This is a genomic window from Streptomyces sp. NPDC097595 (genome assembly GCF_044761525.1).
Lineage (GTDB): Bacteria > Actinomycetota > Actinomycetes > Streptomycetales > Streptomycetaceae > Streptomyces > Streptomyces drozdowiczii_A.
In genome coordinates this window covers 58,372-78,214 of the sequence record NZ_JBIWCN010000018.1, presented here as the reverse complement: position 1 = coordinate 78,214, position 19,843 = coordinate 58,372, and the positions used below count along the sequence as shown (strand labels likewise).

Annotated in this window: 18 protein-coding genes and 2 tRNA genes; 13 read left to right on the top strand and 7 right to left on the bottom strand. The window is 70.6% G+C overall.

The features are described from left to right. Nucleotides 1-179: 179 nt before the first annotated feature. The 4 genes from ACIQZN_RS25710 (at nucleotide 180) to ACIQZN_RS25695 (ending at nucleotide 4,036) form a co-directional block, all read left to right on the top strand. Complete coding sequence (locus ACIQZN_RS25710) at nucleotides 180-800, top strand: M48 family metallopeptidase (RefSeq protein WP_073862912.1); 621 nt, start codon at nucleotides 180-182, stop codon at nucleotides 798-800. Between the two features lie 131 nt (nucleotides 801-931). Further along, nucleotides 932-2,569, top strand: coding sequence for a TerD family protein (locus ACIQZN_RS25705; RefSeq protein WP_403998287.1), 1,638 nt, complete (start codon nucleotides 932-934; stop codon nucleotides 2,567-2,569). Between the two features lie 11 nt (nucleotides 2,570-2,580). Continuing rightward, nucleotides 2,581-3,261, top strand: a complete 681-nt coding sequence (locus ACIQZN_RS25700) for an AIM24 family protein (RefSeq protein WP_018105538.1) — start codon at nucleotides 2,581-2,583, stop codon at nucleotides 3,259-3,261. Between the two features lie 19 nt (nucleotides 3,262-3,280). Continuing rightward, nucleotides 3,281-4,036 carry an AIM24 family protein gene (locus tag ACIQZN_RS25695; RefSeq protein WP_403998284.1) on the top strand — a complete coding sequence of 252 codons (756 nt, stop codon included), beginning with the start codon at nucleotides 3,281-3,283 and terminating at the stop codon, nucleotides 4,034-4,036. A 69-nt stretch (nucleotides 4,037-4,105) separates the two neighbouring features. Here ACIQZN_RS25695 and ACIQZN_RS25690 read toward each other — a convergent pair whose 3' ends face one another. Both ACIQZN_RS25690 and ACIQZN_RS25685 read right to left on the bottom strand, forming a co-directional pair. Next, nucleotides 4,106-4,654: an NUDIX hydrolase gene (locus tag ACIQZN_RS25690; RefSeq protein WP_403998281.1), complete on the bottom strand. Its 549-nt coding sequence runs from the start codon at nucleotides 4,652-4,654 to the stop codon at nucleotides 4,106-4,108. Then, on the bottom strand, nucleotides 4,651-6,114 hold the full coding sequence (locus ACIQZN_RS25685; RefSeq protein ID WP_403998278.1) for a zinc-dependent metalloprotease: 1,464 nt from the start codon (nucleotides 6,112-6,114) through the stop codon (nucleotides 4,651-4,653). The genes ACIQZN_RS25690 and ACIQZN_RS25685 overlap by 4 nt, the downstream gene beginning before the upstream one ends. A gap of 189 nt (nucleotides 6,115-6,303) precedes the next feature. Between ACIQZN_RS25685 and ACIQZN_RS25680 the strand changes: the two genes are divergently transcribed. The 4 genes from ACIQZN_RS25680 (at nucleotide 6,304) to ACIQZN_RS25665 (ending at nucleotide 9,495) form a co-directional block, all read left to right on the top strand. Continuing rightward, the gene (locus ACIQZN_RS25680; RefSeq protein ID WP_403998275.1) at nucleotides 6,304-7,446 is read left to right on the top strand and encodes an SDR family oxidoreductase; all 1,143 of its coding nucleotides are present in this window, start codon (nucleotides 6,304-6,306) and stop codon (nucleotides 7,444-7,446) included. An 89-nt stretch (nucleotides 7,447-7,535) separates the two neighbouring features. Further along, entirely contained in the window at nucleotides 7,536-7,997 is a 462-nt protein-coding gene (locus ACIQZN_RS25675) for a molybdenum cofactor biosynthesis protein MoaE (RefSeq protein ID WP_403998272.1), read from the top strand. Between the two features lie 127 nt (nucleotides 7,998-8,124). Further along, nucleotides 8,125-8,313 (top strand): hypothetical protein, encoded by a 189-nt coding sequence (locus ACIQZN_RS25670; protein ID WP_073964066.1) that lies wholly within the window; start codon nucleotides 8,125-8,127, stop codon nucleotides 8,311-8,313. A gap of 93 nt (nucleotides 8,314-8,406) precedes the next feature. Next, nucleotides 8,407-9,495: a PDZ domain-containing protein gene (locus ACIQZN_RS25665; RefSeq protein ID WP_403998269.1), complete on the top strand. Its 1,089-nt coding sequence runs from the start codon at nucleotides 8,407-8,409 to the stop codon at nucleotides 9,493-9,495. A gap of 27 nt (nucleotides 9,496-9,522) precedes the next feature. On the opposite strand, the gene ACIQZN_RS25660 is transcribed toward ACIQZN_RS25665, so the two are convergent. Further along, nucleotides 9,523-10,092, bottom strand: coding sequence for a PPA1309 family protein (locus tag ACIQZN_RS25660; protein WP_403998266.1), 570 nt, complete (start codon nucleotides 10,090-10,092; stop codon nucleotides 9,523-9,525). 128 nt (nucleotides 10,093-10,220) lie between these two features. Here ACIQZN_RS25660 and ACIQZN_RS25655 point away from each other — a divergent pair, with 128 nt between their 5' ends. The 4 genes from ACIQZN_RS25655 (at nucleotide 10,221) to ACIQZN_RS25640 (ending at nucleotide 15,839) form a co-directional block, all read left to right on the top strand. Continuing rightward, nucleotides 10,221-13,199, top strand: coding sequence for a UPF0182 family protein (locus ACIQZN_RS25655; protein ID WP_403998520.1), 2,979 nt, complete (start codon nucleotides 10,221-10,223; stop codon nucleotides 13,197-13,199). Nucleotides 13,200-13,251: 52 nt separating this feature from the next. After that, a tRNA-Met gene (locus ACIQZN_RS25650) sits at nucleotides 13,252-13,325 on the top strand. 292 nt (nucleotides 13,326-13,617) lie between these two features. Continuing rightward, entirely contained in the window at nucleotides 13,618-15,618 is a 2,001-nt protein-coding gene (locus ACIQZN_RS25645) for a sel1 repeat family protein (protein WP_403998263.1), read from the top strand. Between the two features lie 147 nt (nucleotides 15,619-15,765). Continuing rightward, a tRNA-Met gene (locus ACIQZN_RS25640) sits at nucleotides 15,766-15,839 on the top strand. 100 nt (nucleotides 15,840-15,939) lie between these two features. On the opposite strand, the gene ACIQZN_RS25635 is transcribed toward ACIQZN_RS25640, so the two are convergent. Next, nucleotides 15,940-16,359 (bottom strand): Fur family transcriptional regulator, encoded by a 420-nt coding sequence (locus ACIQZN_RS25635; RefSeq protein WP_026171852.1) that lies wholly within the window; start codon nucleotides 16,357-16,359, stop codon nucleotides 15,940-15,942. A 175-nt stretch (nucleotides 16,360-16,534) separates the two neighbouring features. Here ACIQZN_RS25635 and ACIQZN_RS25630 point away from each other — a divergent pair, with 175 nt between their 5' ends. Next, nucleotides 16,535-17,986, top strand: a complete 1,452-nt coding sequence (locus tag ACIQZN_RS25630; RefSeq protein ID WP_403998260.1) for a catalase — start codon at nucleotides 16,535-16,537, stop codon at nucleotides 17,984-17,986. A 64-nt stretch (nucleotides 17,987-18,050) separates the two neighbouring features. Here ACIQZN_RS25630 and ACIQZN_RS25625 read toward each other — a convergent pair whose 3' ends face one another. From ACIQZN_RS25625 to ACIQZN_RS25615, 3 genes are all read right to left on the bottom strand, one after another. Next, entirely contained in the window at nucleotides 18,051-18,452 is a 402-nt protein-coding gene (locus tag ACIQZN_RS25625; protein WP_018105551.1) for a cyclic nucleotide-binding/CBS domain-containing protein, read from the bottom strand. A 185-nt stretch (nucleotides 18,453-18,637) separates the two neighbouring features. Beyond that, nucleotides 18,638-19,438: a histidinol-phosphatase gene (gene hisN, locus ACIQZN_RS25620; RefSeq protein ID WP_403998257.1), complete on the bottom strand. Its 801-nt coding sequence runs from the start codon at nucleotides 19,436-19,438 to the stop codon at nucleotides 18,638-18,640. A 52-nt stretch (nucleotides 19,439-19,490) separates the two neighbouring features. Then, on the bottom strand, nucleotides 19,491-19,814 hold the full coding sequence (locus ACIQZN_RS25615) for a DMT family transporter (protein WP_403998255.1): 324 nt from the start codon (nucleotides 19,812-19,814) through the stop codon (nucleotides 19,491-19,493). Nucleotides 19,815-19,843 lie beyond the last annotated feature (29 nt).

Here is a 19,843-nt window from a genome sequence, read left to right as displayed (position 1 = left end):
GTGTCTGTGACTTCGCTGTGCGTGTTCCTTTGCCAGAATGCAGCGGACCGCCGAGACGTGCGGAAAGTTATCCACAGGCGTGGGTATTAGTCGTTCAAATGGTGCAAGGCGTGGAGCCGATCATGGAGAACCGTTCCGGAGGCGGGACTTCCCCCGCACACAGCGGGTAACGTCGAGCCGTGCCCGCCGACCCGTCGCCCGGCTCCGCCGGGGAGCCTGCCGTGCCCGGCGCCGGACCCCGCCGGCGCGGTGCGAACCCTGCCCGCCGGGCCCCGGCCACGAGCGCCGTCGAGGTCCGCAGAAGCGCCCGCCGCAGCAGAACGGTCTCCGCCTACCGCGAGGGCGACCGCACGATCGTGCTCATCCCCGCCCGGATGTCCGAGGCCGAGGAGCGGCGCTGGGTGGACGTGATGCTCGACAAGCTCGCCGCCCAGGAGAGCAGGCGCGTCCTCGGCGACACCGAGCTCGCCGAGCGGGCGGAGCGCCTGTCCGCCCAGTACTTCGAGGGCCGGGCCAGGCCCGCCTCCGTGCGGTGGGTGACCAACCAGAACACCCGATGGGGCTCGTGCACTCCGTCCGAGGGCAGCATCCGGCTGTCGCACCGGTTGCAGGGCATGCCGGAGTACGTCGTGGACTATGTGCTCGTCCACGAGCTCGCCCACCTCCTGGTGCCCGGGCACGGGCCGCGGTTCTGGCGGCTGTTGGACGCCTATCCCCGTACCGAGCGGGCCCGCGGCTATCTGGAGGGTGTGGTGGCCGCCGACCGGCTGCCGCATCTGCCCGCCGCACGCGGCGAGTGACTGGTGGTGGCGCCGGGTGAGCGGGGTCGGGTGTTTCTGTACCGGGTCTGTACCGGCTTCGCCCAATGCCGGAGTTTGCGGATAGCCTGACGCGACGCATTCACCTTCCGGATGGGGGACGGTCGTTACGCATGGCCAGGGAATTCCAACGCGGTCACAAGGCCAAGATCAGCGATCTCACGCCGGGGACGGACCTGTACGTAGGGGTGCAGATCGCCGGCCCGGGGCTGAGCTTTGACATCAGCTGCTTCGGCCTCGATGCCAATGAGCAGCTCTCCGACGACCGGTATTTCATCTTCTTCAATCAGCCGAAATCCCCCGAGGAGTCCATTCAGCTCCTCGGAGCCCAGTCCGGTGACACCGAGTCGTTCCGCGTCACCCTGGACCGCATTCCGGCGAACATCCACAAGCTGTCGTTCACCGCGACCGTGGACGGTGCCGGGCAGATGTCGCAGGTCGGTCCCGGATACATCCGGATCGTCGCGGGCGGCGAGGAAGTCGTCAGGTACGCGTTCAACGGCTCGGAATTCAGCACCGAGCGCGCCGTCATGCTGGGCGACTTCTACCTCAAGGACGTCTGGCGCTTCGCCGCGGTCGGCCAGGGCTTCGACGGCGGCCTGGAGGCGCTGCTGAAGAACTTCGGCGGCGAGGTCGCCGAGGAGACGCCCGCCGCCGCGCCGCCGCAGGGCGCCGCCCCGTCGTTCGCCCCGCCCGCGCAGGCCGCCCCGGCCTTCGGCGCCCCGGCAGCCCCGCAGGCACCCCAGGCCCCGCAGCCCGCGCCGTCCTTCGGGACCCCGCCGCCCGCCCCCGGCCCGGCGCCGACCCCGCAGCAGCAGATGCACGCCGCACCGACGATCGTCGCCCCGATGACCCCGCCCGGCGGCACCGTGCCCCCGCCGCCCGCGCCGGCCCCGTACGGGCAGCCCGGCCAGGCGCCGCAGCAGCACTTCGGGCAGCAGCCGCACCAGCCCCAGCAGCAGTTCGGGCAGGTCCCCGGCCAGGCGCCCGCGCCCTACGGACAGCAGGCCCCGTCCCCGTACGGGCAGCAGCCTCCCGGCATGCCGCCGGGCGGGCAGGGCATGCCCGGCGGTGTTCCGCAGGCCGCCGGAGCCGGTCTTCAGGCCGCGCTCCAGCCCTACAAGGAGACCGCGACCGGACAGCGCTGGACCCCGCAGAACCAGCAGCTCATGCGGGTCGACCTGACCATGGGCGGTACGGGAGTGCTCGCCCGGCAGGGCAGCATGGTGATGTACCAGGGCAAGGTCGACTTCAGTTACAAGGGCGCGGGTTTCGCCGGCCGCATGGTGGGGAACGCCACCGGCCAGGAGATGCAGCTCATGCGCTGTACCGGCCGCGGCCAGGTCTTCCTGGCCGAGGAAGGCGCCCATCTGCACTCCATCGAGCTCCAGGGCGACGGTGTCTGCGTCTCCGCCGAGAACGTGCTCGCCTTCGACGAGTCGCTCCAGTACGAGGTCCGCCGCATCGAGGGCCACGGCATCCCCGGCGGTGCCCTGTTCACCATGCAGTTCCAGGGCACCGGCACGCTCGTCGTCAAGACGCACGGTGTTCCCGTCGTCCTGCCGGTCACCCCGACCACCTTCGCCGACTGCAACGCCGTGGTGGCGTGGTCGTCCGCCTCCCAGGTGATCATCTCCAGCCAGGTCCGGCTGCGCCGCAACGCGTACCCCGGACACAGCGGCGAGACCGTGAACCTCCAGTTCCGGGGCGCGCCCGGCAACTTCATCGTCGTCCAGCCCTACGAGGTCTGAGGGAGCCCGTCATGAACCAGCAACTCGCGGGCTACGCCCCGACCCCCGTCACGGCACGGATGGAGAACCACGGCCATTCCATGCTGAAGGTCGCCATGGCGACCGGCCAGGACCTCTACGCGCGCACCGGATCGATGGTCGCGTACGAGGGCTTCATCCAGTACGAGCCCAATCCGCCCGCCGTCCGCCAGATCGCCTCGCAGTGGATCACCGGCGAGGGCGCGCCGCTCATGAAGTGCACCGGCGACGGGCTGCTCTACCTCGCCGACTACGGCGCAGACGTCGTCGTCATCAACCTCAACAACGACTCGATCTCGGTCAACGGCACCAATGTGCTCGCCTTCGACGGCCACCTCACCTGGGGCGTCGAGCGGGTCAAGGGCCTCGCGAAGTTCGCCGGCCAGGGGCTGTGGAACGTCTGTATCTCGGGCACCGGCTGGGTCGCGATCACCTCGCGCGGCACGCCGCTCGTGGTCGACTGCGGACGCGGCGAGGACGAGACGTACGTCGACCCGGACGCGCTGGTCGCCTGGTCCCCGAACCTCAAGGTGAAGGGCAAGCGCAGCTTCAAGGCGTCCTCGCTCATCGGGCGGGGCAGCGGCGAGGCGTTCCAGATGGCCTTCTCCGGACAGGGGATCGTCGTCGTCCAGCCGAGCGAGGACAGCACCGACCGGCTGCGCGTCCGGCACTGACGGGGAGGGAGAACACACCATGCAGAGTTCGCTTTTCGGCCTGACGGAACAGCAGTCCCAGGACCGCTACACCATCCAGAACCCGCAGCTGCTGCGGGTCGCGCTGACCGGCCACGACGACGTCCTCGCCCGCAAGGGCGCCATGGTCGCCTACCAGGGACTGATGGAGTTCGACGGCGAGTACCAGTCGAACGCCCAGCGCCGTTCCCGCGCCCACACCGGTGAGGGCCTGGACCTGATGCGCTGCTCCGGGCAGGGCACCGTCTACCTCGCCAACCTGGCGCAGTACATCCACGTCGTGGACGTCGACCGCGACGGCCTGACGGTGGACAGCTCGTACGTCCTGGCGCTGGACTCCTCGCTGCACACCGAGGTCATCGCGGTGGACAGCCAGTACGGCATCTCGGGGACCGGCAAGTACCAGCTCAACATCTCCGGCACCGGCAAGGTCGCCCTGATGACGTCCGGCCAGCCGCTGATGATGCAGGTCACACCCGACAAGTACGTCAGTGCGGACGCCGACGCGATCGTCGCCTGGTCGACCTCGCTGCGGGTGCAGATGCAGGCCCAGACGCACTCCTCGGGCGTCTTCCGCCGACGCGGCAACACCGGCGAGGGCTGGGAGCTCAGCTTCCTCGGACAGGGCTTCGCCCTGGTCCAGCCGAGCGAGCTGATGCCGCCGCAGAACGCCCAGATCGGCCAGGGCCTCGCCGCCCAGTACGGCATGGGCCAGCACGGCGCGCACAGCCAGAACCAGAACAACGCCTGGAACTGAACCACACAGCAACGGTAAGGGGCGGCCTCCGGGAGGCCGCCCCTTACCGTTGCCACGTCGTACGGGCGGCTACCGGCCGCCGTCGAGTGCCGCGCGCGTACGCTCCACCAGCCGGATCACCGAGGCGTCGGCGACCTCGGCCACCTCCTCGTACGTGAACCAGCGCAGGTCGAGCGACTCGTCGCTGATGTTCTCCGTCGCGTCCGCCGGCGCCACCGCCGCGTACTGCACATCGAGGTGCCAGTGGCACGGCGCGGGGATCGGATGCCGGTCCAGGACCACCGGCCCGCCCGGCAGCAGCGTGAGACCGGCGATCCCGGACTCCTCCGTGGCCTCCCGCAGCGCGGCCGCCGCGAGCGTGGCGTCACCGGGCTCGCAGTGGCCGCCCATCTGCAGCCACATCCGCAGCTTCCGGTGCAGCGTGAGCAGCACCCGGCCGCGCTCCGGGTCCACGACCAGGGCGCTGGCCGTCAGATGCCCGGCCCCGCAGGACTTCCACATGCCGTCCGGATGGCGCGCCAGGTGCTCCAGATAGGCGTCGCGCAGCTCCTTCTGGGCGGCGCCGGCCCCCGCCCCGTACCCCTTGAGTACGAAGACGGCGTCATCGTGCAGGCTCACTTGTCGGTGTCGTCCTTGCCGTCGCCGTCGCCGTCGCCCTCGTCCGTGGCCTCGTCCTTGGTGTCCTTGGCGTCCGCCCCCGCCTCGGGCTTCTTCGGGCCGTTCGCCGCTTCGCCGAGCATCTTGTCCAGCTCCGAGAAGTCCAGCTGCTCGTGGTGGACGAAGCCGTCCGGATCGTCCAGGTCGTGAGCGGTCGGGAGCATGTCGGGGTGCTCCCACAGCGCGTCGCGCCCCTCAAGACCACGGGCGTCCGTGAGCGAGGCCCACAGCCGCGAGGCGTCCCGCAGCCGGCGCGGACGCAGCTGGAGGCCGATGAGCGTGGCGAAGGTCTGCTCGGCGGGGCCGCCCGACGCACGGCGCCGGCGCATCGTCTCGCGCAGCGCGTCGGCCGAGGTCAGCCGGGACTTCGCGGCGGCGTGCACCACCGCGTCCACCCAGCCCTCGACCAGCGCGAGGGCCGTCTCCAGGCGGGCCAGGGCCGCCTTCTGCTCCGGCGTCTCCTCCGGCTGGAACATGCCCTGCTGAAGGGCCTCCTGCAGCTGCTCGGGCTGCGAGGGGTCGAACTGGCCGACCACGTCCTCCAGCTTGCTGGTGTCGACCTTGATGCCGCGCGCGTAACCCTCGACGGCGCCGAACAGGTGCGAGCGGAGCCACGGGACATGGGCGAAGAGCCGCTGGTGGGCGGCCTCGCGCAGCGCCAGATACAGCCGCACCTCGTCCTGCGGGACCGACAGGTCCTTGCCGAACCGCTCCACGTTCAGCGGAAGGAGCGCGGCCCGGCCCGCCGGGCCCAGCGGCAGCCCGATGTCGGTCGAGCCGACCACCTCGCCCGCCAGCACGCCGACGGCCTGCCCGATCTGCTGACCGAACATGGCGCCGCCCATCGACCGCATCATGCCGATCAGCGGGCCCGCCATCGCCTGCATCTCCTCGGGCAGCACATCGCCCATGGCGAGGCCCACCCGCTCGGCGACCGGGTCCACCAGCTGCTGCCACGCCGGGAGCGTCGCCTCGACCCACTCCGCGCGGCTCCACGCCACGCTGGAGATGGCACCGGACGGCATCGACGTCACCCCGTCCAGCCAGAGGTCGGCCAGGCGCAGCGCCTCGTCGACCGCCGAGCGCTCGGCGGGGCCGACGCTCGCGTCCTTGGAGCCGTCCGGGGTGCCCTGCGACACCGTCTGGCGGGCGATCTGCTTGGCCATGTCCCAGTTGACCGGCCCGCCCTCGTAGCTCAGCATCTGGCCGAGCTGCTGGAAGGCCGCGCCCAGGTCGTTCGGGTTCATCGAGCCGAACATGGCGGCGAAGGGGTTGTCACCGCCCGCGCCCGGGCCGAAGCCGAACGGGTTCGCCGGACCGCCCGAACCCTGCCCACCTCCGGTGGGGTCGTTCTTCTTGCCCTTGTCGCCGTCGTCCGGCTCCTCCGGCGGAAGGCCGAATCCGAATGGGGTGTCACTCACGGGTTTCCTCGGCTCGTAGGGCCGCCGGGGGAACCGACGGCGACTGCCCGACATCACCATCCAGCGTAGACACCAAGTCCGCTCAGGGCCTCAGTGCTCCGCCCGGTCCGGCCCTGCGGCAGGATGGACGCCACCTGGTACGTACGTGTCACGCGGGTACGTACTGAAGACAACCGCTGGAGACGCCCGGTGAGTTCCCCAGATCCGCAGGTTCGCGCAGCGCGAAACCTGGCCGACCCGTCACCCGAGAAGAAATCCGACCCGGGCCGCCCCGGAGGCCGCGGCCCGGTCGTGGCCGTCACCGGAGCCGCGACGGGGGTCGGTGAGCTGCTCACCGCACGCCTCGCCGCCTCCGAGGAGATCAAGCAGGTCATCGCCATCGACGAGCGCCGGGGCGAGGTGTCCGACGCGACCTGGCACCTCCTGGACGTCCGCGACCCCGCCATCGCCGACAAGCTGCGCGGCGCGGACGTCGTCGTCCACCTGGCGCTCGACCTCGACCTGGAGACCGACCCCGCCGCGCGCACCGCCTACAACGTGCGCGGCACCCAGACCGTGCTGACCGCCGCCGCGGCCGCCGGGGTGCACCGCGTCGTCCTGTGCACCTCCGCCATGGTCTACGGCGCGCTCCCCGACAACGACCTCCCGCTCGCCGAGGACGCCGAGCTGCGGGCCACCGCCGAGGCCACCGGTGTCGGCGACCTGCTGGAGATCGAACGGCTCGGCCGCCGCGCCCCGCGCGCCCACCCCGGGCTGCACGTCACCGTCGTACGCCCCGCCGTGCTCGTCGGCGGCACGGACACCGCGCTGACCCGCTACTTCGAGTCGCCCCGGCTGCTCGTCGTCGCCGGTTCCCGGCCCGCCTGGCAGTTCTGCCACGTCGAGGACCTGGTCACGGCGCTGGAGTACGCCGCCCTGGAGAAGATCGACGGGGAGTTCGCGGTCGGCTGCGACGGCTGGCTGGAGCAGGAGGAGGTCGAGGAGCTGAGCGGGGTGCGCCGGATGGAGCTGCCCTCCGCCGTCGCGCTGGGCGCCGCCGCCCGGCTGCACCGGATCGGCCTCACCCCCTCGCCCGCGGGCGACCTCGCCTACACCATGCACCCCTGGGTGGTCAGCGTGAGCCGGCTGCACGACGCGGGCTGGCGCCCGTCCTGGACCAACGAGGAGGTGCTCGCCGCGCTCTTGGAAGAGGTCGAGGGACGCCACACCCTCGCCGGCCGCCGCCTCGGCCGCAAGGACGCCACCGCCGCCGGAGCCGCCGGGGCGACCGTCGCCCTGCTGGGCACCGCTGCCCTGGTGCGCCGCGCCCGCAAGGCCCGCCGCCGCATCTGAGCACCCTGTAGGAGGCTCCAAGACGGGGCGCGGCCCGCCGGGTGAATCGGCAATTCCGTGTTGTCGGCGCGGTACGGCACGATGGGGGCATGGCACTCACGTACGACCACCCCGGCGAGCACACGGCGCAGGACCCCATCCGGCTCCTGGACATCCGTGACACGCCGCTGTCGGTGGACGAGGTCTTCCGAGCGGTCGGTGACGGCGCCGCGGGCGGCACCACCCTCTTCGTCGGCACCGTGCGTGACCACGACGGCGGACAGGACGTCGACGGCCTTGGCTATTCGTGCCACCCCTCGGCCGCCGAGGAACTGCGCCGGGTGGCGGAGAAGGTCGTCGCCGACTTTCCGGTCCGGGCGCTGGCCGCCGTCCACCGAGTGGGTGAACTGCGGGTGGGTGACATCGCGGTCGTGGTGGCGGTCTCCTGCCCCCACCGCGCGGAGGCGTTCGCGGCCTCCCGCAAGCTCATCGACGACCTCAAGCACGAGGTTCCGATCTGGAAGCACCAGCACTTCTCGGACGGCACCGAGGAGTGGGTCGGCGCCTGCTGAACGCAAACCGGAACAGCGGGCATCCGCCCCGATTTGCGTAACCGCACCCCTGCCACGAGCGTTGGTTTTCCAGATGGTTAATCTGCTGATCGGCCAGTCGGCCGCATCAGGGGGTAGGGAGGTCGGCATGGCAGCGCTCGCCTGGTTGTTGATTCCGGTTTTCGCCGCGTTCGGCGCTGCGATATGGGGAGGCTGGGCGGCCCGCAACCGCACCACCGGTGACGTCACCGAGCTCGCCGGGTATGCGAAGTTCCGCGAAGCCATGGAGAAGTCGCACTCCGGTTCGGAACCGGTGGAGCAGATATCGAACGCCTGAGGCCGCGTCCGGCGTCCTCACTCCGCCCGCCCCTGGCCCCGTACGGACCGGCCCCGGCGGTGCACTGACAGACCCTTCCCGTACTGTCGTTCCATGCCACGCCGCACCGCGACGATGCTCGCCTCCACGCTGATCCTGATCGCGCTGCTCTGCGCAGGCGTGCTGATCAAAGTGCCGTACGCGGAGATGTCTCCCGGTCCGACGGTGAACACGCTCGGTGACGTCGAGGGCGACCCCGTCCTGCGGATCACCGGCCACAAGACGTACAAGACGTCCGGCAACCTCAACATGACGACCGTCCGCGTCACCGGTGCCGACTACAGCATGAATCTGGTCGAGGCCGTCTCCGGATGGCTGGGCCACGACAGCGTCGTCGTACCGCACGACACCCTCTACCCGGACGGCAAGACCGAGGAGGAGTCGACGCAGGAGAACGCCGAGGAGTTCAGCCAGTCCCAGGAGAGCGCCAAGGTCGCGGCCCTCAAGGAACTGAACATCCCGGTCACCTCGCGCGTCGTGGTCTCCAGCGTCGTCAAGGACAGCCCCTCCCAGGGCAAGCTGCACGCGGGCGACGTCATCAAGTACGTCGACGGCACCGCGGTCGAGAAGCCCGAGGACGTCGCGAAGCTGGTCACCAAGCGCAAGCCCGGCCAGGACGTCACCTTCACCGTGATCCCGGCCAAGACCGCGGCGGCGGCGGAGAAGGCGGGCAAGGAGCCCGAGGGCACCGAGAAGGTCACGCTCACCACCGTGAAGGCCCCGGACGAGGACCGCGCGATCGTCGGCATCCAGGCGGGGACCGACCACACCTTCCCCTTCGACATCGACATCAAGCTCGCCGACGTGGGCGGTCCGAGCGCGGGGCTGATGTTCTCGCTGGGCATCGTCGACAAGCTGACCCCGGGACAGCTGACGGGCGGCAAGTTCATCGCCGGCACCGGCACCATCGACGACGACGGCAAGGTCGGCCCGATCGGCGGGATCACCATGAAGCTGGTCGGCGCGCGCGACGCGGGCGCACGCTACTTCCTGACCCCCGACGAGAACTGCGAGTCCGCCGCGGAGGACACCCCCGACGGGCTCACCCTGATCCGCGTCAAGAACATCGACGACGCCAAGAAGTCCCTGGACAAGCTCCGTGCGGGGGACACGGCCGGACTGCCGAGCTGCTCGGCGGGCTGACCGCGCCCCCACGGCACACGGCGGCGGTCAGGACTCGAAGGTGGCCGCCAGCGCCTCGGCCAGCCCCGGCACGAGACCGGCACCGGTCAGCACCTCGCTCGCCGAGTCCTTCTCACGCAGGCGTACGGCGGACTCGCGCGCCCCGTCCCGCAGAACGGCCACAGTCATCCGGACCTCCTGCCGGTCGGGGTGCTCGGCGACCCACTTGGTCAGCCGCTTGTCGTCCAGCCCGTCCGGCACGGACGCCTCGGCGGACGGCGGCAGCATCAGGCGCTCCACCGTCATCGCGCATCCGGCGACCGCGTCGGGCCAGGCGATCGTGGCGAGGAACTCGTCCAGCGCCGTGCCCGGGGGCAGCTCCTCCTGCTCCACGGGGGTCAGCGCGGCGGCCTTCCTCCCGTCGTCGTCAAGGCCGAGCTGGGCGGCGATGCCCGGTTCCTGGGCCCGCAGCCGCGCGGTGTCGACCAGGGCGAAGAGGCGGGCCGGCTGGTCCCAGCCGAGGGTGGAGACGTACTCGTCGATTTCGAGCACCGCGACGGTGAGCGGGCTCGCGGCCATCGGAGGGCCTGAGGGGGAAACGTTGGACATGGGCAACATCCTGCCTCCTTCCGCCCCCGGAACGGGAACTAGGTAAAGCATCAGTAAGTTGAAGGGATGGGCTCTACGATCGCTGGGCCCGCTCCACACGACCCGCGAACTTCGAGGTGCGCACGTTGGCTTTCCAGATGCCGGACCGCGGCGGAGGCCCGACCGGGCCACGGATCAGAGTCGGCCGCCCGTCCCGGCGCGCCCGAACCCTGCTCATGACTCTGGGCGTCCTGGCGATTCTCGCCATGGCGTTCGTCATGTTCGCCGGGTTCTGGACGGACTGGCTCTGGTATCGGTCGGTCGCGTATTCGTCCGTCTTCACCACCACCCTGTGGACCAAGATCGGGCTGTTCCTCGTCTTCGGACTGCTGATGGCCCTGGCCGTCGGCCTGAACATCTGGCTCGCGCACCGGCTCCGGCCGCCGCTGAGCGCGATGTCGCTGGAGCAGCAGAGCCTGGACCGCTACCGGATGGGCCTCGCGCCGTACAAGAAGTGGGTGCTGCTCGCGGTCACCGCGCTGGTCGGTCTGATCGCCGGCGCCTCCGCCTCGGGTCAGTGGCGGACGTGGCTGATGTACGTGAACGGCGTGTCGTTCGGCCAGAAGGACCCCCAGTTCCATCTGGACGTGTCGTTCTACGCCTTCGACCTGCCCTGGTACCGCTTCCTGCTGGGCTTCGGCTTCGCGGCCACGGTGCTCTCGCTGATCGCCGCCGCGCTGACCCACTACCTGTACGGCGGGCTGCGTGTCACCAGCCCCGGCGCGCGGGCCACGGGCGCGGCCACCGGCCATCTGTCGGTGCTGCTCGGCGTCTTCGTCGCGCTGAAGGCCGTGGCGTACTGGCTCGACCGGTACGGCCTGGCGGTGAAGTCCAGTGACTTCAAGGCCACGGACAACTGGACGGGTCTGCGGTACGTCGACGCCAACGCGTACCTCCCGGCGAAGACGATCCTGTTCTGCATCGCCGCGATCTGCGCCGTGCTGTTCTTCGCGACGCTCTGGCGGCGCACCTGGCAGCTGCCGGTCATCGGCTTCGGTCTCATGGTCCTCTCGGCCATCCTGATCGGCGGCCTCTACCCGGCGATCGTGCAGAAGTTCCAGGTCCAGCCGAACGAGCAGGCCAAGGAAGCGCCGTTCATCCGGAAGAACATCGAGGCCACGCGCAACGCGTACGACATCAACGACGCGCAGGTCTCGGACTACACCGGCAAGTCCACCGAGGACGACGACGCCAAGCTCCGGGCCGCGGCGAACGACGCGGCCAGCTACCGGGTGATGGACCCGAACGTCGTCTCGCCCGCCTTCCAGCAGCTCCAGCAGAAGAGGAACTACTACCAGTTCCCCAAGACGCTGGACGTCGACCGCTACAAGGACGACGCCGGCAAGGAGCAGGACACGGTCATCGGTCTGCGCGAGCTCAACATCCAGGGCATCCCCAAGCGCAACTGGATCAACGACCACTTCACCTACACCCACGGCTACGGCGCCATCGCCGCCCGGGGGACCACGACCGGTAAGAACCCGAAGGGATCTCCCGACTTCACCGAGTCCGGACTGCCGACCACCGGCGACCTGGGCACGTACAAGCAGGAGATCTACTACGGCGAGAAGACCGAGCAGTACTCCATCGTCGGCGGGCCCCAGAAGGAGCTCGACTACGAGGAGGACGGCGAGAAGACCACCAGCTACAAGGGCGACAGCGGGGTCAGCCTCTCCAACACGTTCAACCGCGCCGCGTACGCCGTGGCGTTCAGCGAGCCGCAGATCCTGTACTCGGGCGCCATCGGCGACGGTTCGCGGATCCTCTACAACCGCACGCCCAAGGAGCGCGTCGAGGCGGTGGCCCCCTGGCTCACCATCGACGGCGACGCCTACCCGGCCGTGGTCAACAAGCGCATCCAGTGGGTGGTCGACGCCTACACGACGACCAACGGCTACCCGTACGCCTCGCGCACCACGCTCGGCGACACCACGGCCGACTCGCTGACCACCAACCAGCGCGCGGTCGTCGCCCAGCAGAACCAGGTCAACTACATCCGCAACTCGGTGAAGGCCACCGTCGACGCGTACGACGGCACGGTCACGCTGTACGAGTGGGACACCGAGGACCCGGTCCTGAAGACCTGGCGCAAGGCGTTCCCCGGGACCGTGAAGCCCAAGGCGGACATCCCGCAGGACCTCATGGACCACCTGCGCTACCCGCAGGACCTGTTCAAGGTGCAGCGCGAGCTGCTGACCCGCTACCACGTCACCAGCCCCGCCCAGTTCTACAGCGGCAGTGACGCCTGGCAGGTCCCGGACGACCCGACCAACAAGGAGTCCGGCTCCGTCCCGCCGTACTACCTGAGCATAAAGATGCCGGGTCAGACGGCTCAGAAGTTCTCGCTGACCACGACGTTCACCCCGAAGGGGCGGCCCGACCTCGGGGCGTTCATGGCGGTGGACGCCGATGCGGCCAGCAAGGACTACGGCACCATAAGGCTCCTGAGAGTCACCGGTGCGGTGAAGGGCCCCGGACAGGTACAGAGTGAGCTCAACGGCAACGACGACGTCGCCGAGTTCGTGAGAAACCTCAAGGGCACCGACTCCGACATCGAGTACGGCAACCTGCTGACGGTGCCGCTCGAAGGGGGCTTCCTCTACATCGAGCCCGTCTACACGCGCGGTGGCACGCAGAACTACCCGCTGCTGCGCAAGGTCGCCGCCTCGTACGGTTCGAAGATCGTCTTCGAGAACAGCCTCGGCGAGGCCCTGAACGCCGTGTTCGGCGCCGAGGGTTCCGATACGAGCGAGCCGCCGGGCGACACCACCGAGCCGCCGGACACCAGTCAGCCGCCGGCCACCGGTGACGCCGCGCTCAAGAAGGCCATCGCCGACGCCCAGAAGGCGTACACGGAGGGCGAGGCGGCCCTGAAGAAGCAGGACTGGACGGCCTATGGCAAGGCGCAGACCGACCTCCAGGACGCGCTGGAGCGGGCGGCGGCGGCGCAGTCCAAGGCGGACAGCGACGGCAAGGCCGACAAGTCCGATGACGGCAAGGCCGACAAGACCGACAAGGGTGACAAGGCCGGCCAGGCCAGCGCTTCGGACAAAGCCGGCGATGCGGGCGGAGGCTGAGTAACCCGGTAAAGCTCCACCTCCGCGTCGTGGTACGGTTTGAACACAACGACGCGGGGTGGAGCAGCTCGGTAGCTCGCTGGGCTCATAACCCAGAGGTCGCAGGTTCAAATCCTGTCCCCGCTACTGAAAGACGAAGGCCCGGATCCTCCAGGGGATCCGGGCCTTCGTCATGCCGTGGTGGCCTGTTTCGCAAGGTGAGCGTGAAGTGCGGTTCGAGGGGCACGAGTTGACCGGGGACGTGTTTGACTTGTCTCTCTGTGGGCATGTCGACAAAACGCTGAAGTGACGTCACTGACCGCGATATACCAGGTGTACGCGGGTTACAGGTGGTGCGACGATGGTATTTATGGGGGACAGGTCAACTCTGTTGAAGACAGGGCGGTTTGCGCGGGGTCACGTCCATCCGGCGGAAAAGATGGCGGATGTGGTGTTTGCCGCTGCCGCCGCGCAGTACAAAGACACCATCGAGAGCCCCGAGACCGCTCAGACCGCCCAGACTTCCGAGAACGCTGAGAACGCGGAGAGTGCCGCGACCGCCGAGACCGCAGAGACCATCGAGACCGCCGACGGCGTGGAGAACGCCGAGCGGGCGGAGACCGAGGCGAGCGCGGACGGCGCGGAGACCGAGGCCCGCCACCGCCGCGCGGCCGACGCCGGTGACACCGCGTCGATGAGCGTGCTCGGCGCGCTGCTCCTGCGCCGGGGCGACCTCGCCGGCGCCGAACCCTATCTGCGGGGCGCCACCGCCGACGGAGACCGGGCCGCCGCCAACAACCTGGGCGTCCTGCTGCACCAGCGCGGCTACCCCGACGAGGCGGCCGGCTGGTGGCGTACCGCCGCCGTGGCCGGCTCCGCCGCGGCCGCGCACGCCCTGGGCCGGCACTTCCGCGAGCGCGGCGACGAGCCCGCAGCCGAGTACTGGCTGCGCCAGTCCGCCGAGCAGGGCCACGCGCTCGGCGCCTACGCCCTCGCCGACCTCCTGGAGCACCGCAGCGACGTCGGCGCCGAGCGCTGGCTGCGCGCCGCCGCCGAACAGGGCCACCGCGAGGCCGCCTACCGGCTGGCGCGCCTCCTGGAGCGCAACGCCGCCGACGCCGCCCACGAGGTGTTCGGCCGCCCCGGCCTGGGCCCGCGCACCGGCGCGGAGCCCGCCGCGCCCCGCCGCACCGCCGAGGCCGACGGCCCGGTCGCAGGCCCCGACCGCGCGCGCGGCGGCGAGGCCGAGCAGTGGTACCGGCAGGCCGCCGCGCGCGGTCACCGGCGCGCCGCCCTGCACCTCGGCGCGATCCTCGAACAGCGCGGCGAGCTCAAGGAGGCCGGGCGCTGGTACCTGATGTCGGCCAAGGCGGGCGAGGCCCGGGCCGCTTGCGCGCTCGGCTTCCTGCTGCGCGACGCGGGCGACCGGGAGAGCGCCGCCGTGTGGTGGCTGCGCGCCGCCCAGGACGGCGACGGCAACGCCGCGAACGCCCTCGGCGCGCTCCACGCGGCCCGGGGCGAGCAGCAGACCGCCGAACGCTGGTACCGGGCGGCGATGGACGCGGGCGACGTCAACGGCGCGTACAACCTCGGGCTGCTCTGCGCCGCCCAGGACCGCACCGCCCAGGCCGAGCAGTGGTACCGCCGCGCCGCCTACGCGGGCCACCGCGAGGCCGCCAACGCGCTCGCCGTGCTCCTGCTCCAGGCCGGCGACCCGGCCGGCGCCGAGCCCTGGTTCTCCAAGGCGGCCGAGGCGGGCAGCGTCGACGCCGCCTTCAACCTCGGCATCCTCTACGCCGGGCGCGACGAGGACCGCACCGCCCTCCTCTGGTACGAGCGGGCCGCCGCGGCCGGGCACACCGAGGCGGCGCTCCAGGTCGGCATGGCGCTCCTGCACCACGGCGAGGAGCAGGAGGCCGAGCGCCATCTGCGCTGCGCGGCCGGCGGGGGCAGCGCGGAGGCGGCCTTCCGGCTGGCCGGGCTGCTCGACGCGCGGCAGCCGCCGCCCGGGCCGCCCGCGCTGGGCGAGCCGCTGCCCGAGAAGACCGAGTGCGAGGAGTGGTACGAGCGGGCCGCCGAGCAGGGGCACCGCCGCGCCCAGGTCCGCGTCGGCATGCTTGCCGCCTCCCGGGGCGATGTGGAGAGCGCCGGCCACTGGTACCGGGAGGCGGCCGAGTCCGGCAGCCGCAACGGGGCGTTCAACCTCGGCCTCCTCCTCGCCCGCGAGGGCAGTGAGCGCGAGGCCGCCCTGTGGTGGACCCGGGCCGCCGCCGACGGCCACGGACGGGCCGCGCTGCGCCTCGCCCTGCTCGCCGCGCGCCGCGGTGAGCTGGCGGAGGGGCAGCGCTGGTGCGCCCGGGCGGTCGAGCTCGGGCCCGCGGAGGTCGCGGAGCGCGCGGCCCGTCTGCGCGAGGCCCTGCACCAGGAACTGACGGCGTGAGCCCGGGGGCGGCCGGGCCGCCCCGCGTCGGGCGGCCGCACAACGAAGCCGCACAAACGAAGCCGCACAAACGAAGCCGCACAAACGAAGCCGCACAAACGAATTTGCACTGGTCCGAGCCGTCCCGTAGGGTTGTGAACACAACGACGCGGGGTGGAGCAGCTCGGTAGCTCGCTGGGCTCATAACCCAGAGGTCGCAGGTTCAAATCCTGTCCCCGCTACTGAAGACAGAGGGTCGGATCTTTTCGAAGATCCGGCCCTCTGTCGTATGCGCGCGCACGCGAAAACCGCCCCCGGCGGGGGCGGTCCGGCGCTCGGTGTTCAGGCCGCCGCGGCGCAGTCCGGGCAGATGCCCCGGTAGGTCAGTTCGACGCCCGAGATGGTGAAGCCGAAGCGCTCGCCGGCCGGCAGGTCCGCCAGCGGGTCGCCCGACGGGTGCACATCGCGGATGGCACCGCACTGCGCGCACACCAGGTGGTGGTGCGCGCGGTGCGCGTTGGGGTCGTAGCGCTTGGCGCGGCGGTCGGTGGAGACCTCGATGACCTCGCCGAGGCTCACCATCTCGCCCAGCGTGTTGTAGACGGTGGCGCGGGAGATCTCGGGCAGCTTGGCCACCGCACGGGCATGGACCTCGTCGGCGGTCAGGTGCACATGGTCCCCGTCGAGGACCTCGGCCACGACGCGCCGCTGCGCGGTCATGCGCCAGCCGCGTCCTCGAAGTCGTTCCAGCAGGTCACTCATGGGCGCCATTCTAGCAGCGCGAGGGCCATGTCTTGAATAGGTGCGACTTTGGATGCTCAGTTGACTTGGACTTTGTCCAATGTAGGATCGGCTACGGCGTCGGCCGGAGGACAGGAAGGCCGGACGCGGGCACGGCATGAAGGCATGACGTGCGGAAACGACGCAGGAGGCGCACGTGACGCAGGGACCGCTCACCACGGAGGCAGGCGCACCGGTCGCCGACAACCAGAACAGCGAGACCGCCGGAGTCGGCGGCCCGGTCCTGGTGCAGGACCAGCTGCTGATGGAGAAGCTCGCGCACTTCAACCGCGAGCGCATTCCGGAGCGCGTGGTGCACGCCCGCGGCGCCGGCGCGTACGGGACGTTCACGCTGACCCGCGACGTGTCGCGGTGGACGCGGGCGAAGTTCCTCTCGGAGGTCGGCAAGCAGACCGAGACGTTCCTGCGCTTCTCCACCGTCGCCGGAAACCTCGGCTCGGCCGACGCAGCCCGCGACCCGCGCGGCTTCGCGCTGAAGTTCTACACCGAGGACGGCAACTACGACCTCGTCGGCAACAACACCCCGGTGTTCTTCATCCGGGACGCCATCAAGTTCCCCGACTTCATCCACACCCAGAAGCGCGACCCGTACACCGGCTCCCAGGAGGCGGACAACGTCTGGGACTTCTGGGGCCTGTCGCCGGAGTCCACCCACCAGGTGACCTGGCTCTTCGGCGACCGCGGCATCCCCGCTTCGTACCGGCACATGGACGGCTTCGGCTCGCACACCTACCAGTGGCAGAACGAGGCGGGCGAGGTCTTCTGGGTCAAGTACCACTTCAAGACCGACCAGGGCATCAAGACCCTCACCACCGAGGAGGCCGTCCGCCTCTCCGGCGTGGACCCCGACAGCCACCAGCGGGACCTGCGCGAGTCCATCGAGCGCGGCGACTTCCCGTCCTGGTCGGTGCAGGTGCAGATCATGCCGGCGGCCGAGGCGGCGACGTACCGCTTCAATCCGTTCGACCTGACCAAGGTGTGGCCGCACGCGGACTACCCGCCGGTCGAGATCGGCAAGCTGGAGCTCAACCGCAACCCGGAGAACATCTTCGCCGAGGTCGAGCAGTCGATCTTCAGCCCGGCGCACTTCGTGCCCGGCATCGGCCCGTCCCCGGACAAGATGCTCCAGGGCCGGCTCTTCGCATACGGCGACGCGCACCGCTACCGCGTCGGCATCAACGCCGACCACCTCCCGGTGAACCGCCCGCACGCCACCGAGGCGCGGACCAACAGCCGGGACGGCTACCTGTACGACGGCCGCCACAAGGGCGCGAAGAACTACGAGCCCAACAGCTTCGGCGGCCCCGCCGAGACGGGCCGGCCGCTCTCGGGCGCCACCCCGGTCGCGGGCGCCACGGGCAACCACGAGGCCCCTCGCCACACCGAGGACGACGACTTCGTGCAGGCCGGGAACCTCTACCGGCTCATGACCGAGGACGAGAAGGCCCGGCTGGTCGACAACCTGTCCGGCTTCATCGCGAAGGTCTCGCGCGACGACATCGCCGAGCGCGCGATCGGCAACTTCCGCCGTGCCGACGAGGACTTCGGCAAGCGGCTGGAGGCGGCCGTGCAGGCGCTGCGCGCCTGAGTCCGCTCGGTCGTACGACCGGCCCCGCACCCGGGGGCCGGGCCGGTCGCATGTGCGGGTGCGGTCAGCCGACCAGTTCGGCCGGGCGGGGGCGGGACGGGGACCAGCAGCGGATGATGTCGCGGACCGAGACGACACCGACCGGGCCGCCCTCGTCGAGGACGATCAGGTGGCGGAAGCCGCCGTGCGTCATGGCCGCCGCGGCCTCTTCGAGTGTCCAGCCGGGGGCGGCGAAGACCACGTCGGTGGTGGTGTGGGCGGAGGCCGTCTCGGTGTCGGGGTCCTGGCCCGCGCCGACGGCGTTGAGGATGTCGCGCTCGGTGAGGATACCGAGCCCGCAGGTATCGGGGTCGTGGACGACGGCCGCCCCGATCCGGCGGGCCGACATCAGCCGGGCGGCCTGGCGCAGCGTATGGGCCGGACCGATGGTGAGGACCATCGTGCTCATGGCGTCACGGACGAGCATGAAGAGTGCCACCTCCTCGGTGAAGCGACTGCGTGAGCCGATTCACAAGTTCACAAGTGGGGGAATGCTCAGAGTTGCACCGATGCGGGAGGACGACAAGGGGTCGCGAAGATCGCAAAAGGGGCGCGCGGCCTCGCCGCACGCCCCTCACATGCTCGTTACGCCGCCCTGCGGGCGGAGCGCGCTCAGTAACGCTGGTTCAGGTACCCCAGCAGCTCGCGGTGGAGCGCCCCGTTCGACGCCGCGCCGTTCCCGCCGCCCGGCCCGTCCACACCGTCCAGACTGGTGAACCGGCCGCCCGCCTCCTGGACGACGATCGCGTTCGCCGCCATGTCCCAGAGCGAGAGCTCCGGCTCAGCGCAGATGTCCACGGACCCCTCGGCGACCATCATGTACGGCCAGAAGTCCCCGTAACCCCGGGTGCGCCAGCAGGCCCGGGTCAGGTCCAGGAAGCCGTCGAGCCGGCCCTGCTCCTCCCAGCCGGTCAGCGAGGAGTACGCGAACGAGGCGTCCGCGATCCGCTCCACGCTGGAGACCTTGAGCCGGGTCGCGGAGGTCAGACTGCGGCCGGTGTACGCGCCCGAGCCCTTCGCCGCCCACCAGCGCCGGCTCAGCGCGGGCGCCGAGACCACGCCCACGACGGGCTGGAAACCGTTCTCGCCCGCTTCCATGAGCGAGATGAGCGTGGCCCAGACCGGCACGCCCCGTACGTAGTTCTTGGTGCCGTCGATCGGGTCGATCACCCAGCGCCGCGGGCCCGTGCCCTCGATGCCGTACTCCTCGCCCAGGATCGCGTCGCGCGGGCGCGCCCGGTGCAGATGGCCCCGGATCAACTCCTCGGCGGCCTTGTCGGCCTCGCTCACCGGCGTCATGTCCGGCTTGGTCTCGACCTTGAGGTCCAGAGCCTTGAACCGGTCCATCGTCACCGCGTCGGCGGCGTCCGCCAGTACGTGGGCCAGGCGCAGATCATCGTGGTAATCGGGCATGCCGTCACAGTATCGACCCGCCGGTGAGCCGGGCCACACGGGCCCTGTGGGGTCAGTGCGCGGAGCCGGAGAGCTGGAGGCCGATCACGCCGAGGATCACCAGCGAGATCGACACCAGCTTGAGCGTGGAGACGATGTCACCGAGGAAGATCATGCCGTAGATGGCCGTCCCCGCCGCGCCGATGCCGGTCCACACCGCGTACGCGGGCCCGACGTCGAGCTTCTTCAGCGACATGGTGAGCAGACCGAAGCTGCCGAGCGCGAAGACACAGAACGCGACGGTCGGCCACAGCCGGGTGAAGCCGTGCGAGAGCTTCAGGCAGACCGCGAACCCGGTCTCCAGAAGTCCCGCGACCACGACCAGCAGCCATGCCATCGTCCGCACCCTCCCGCATCGCCGACCGC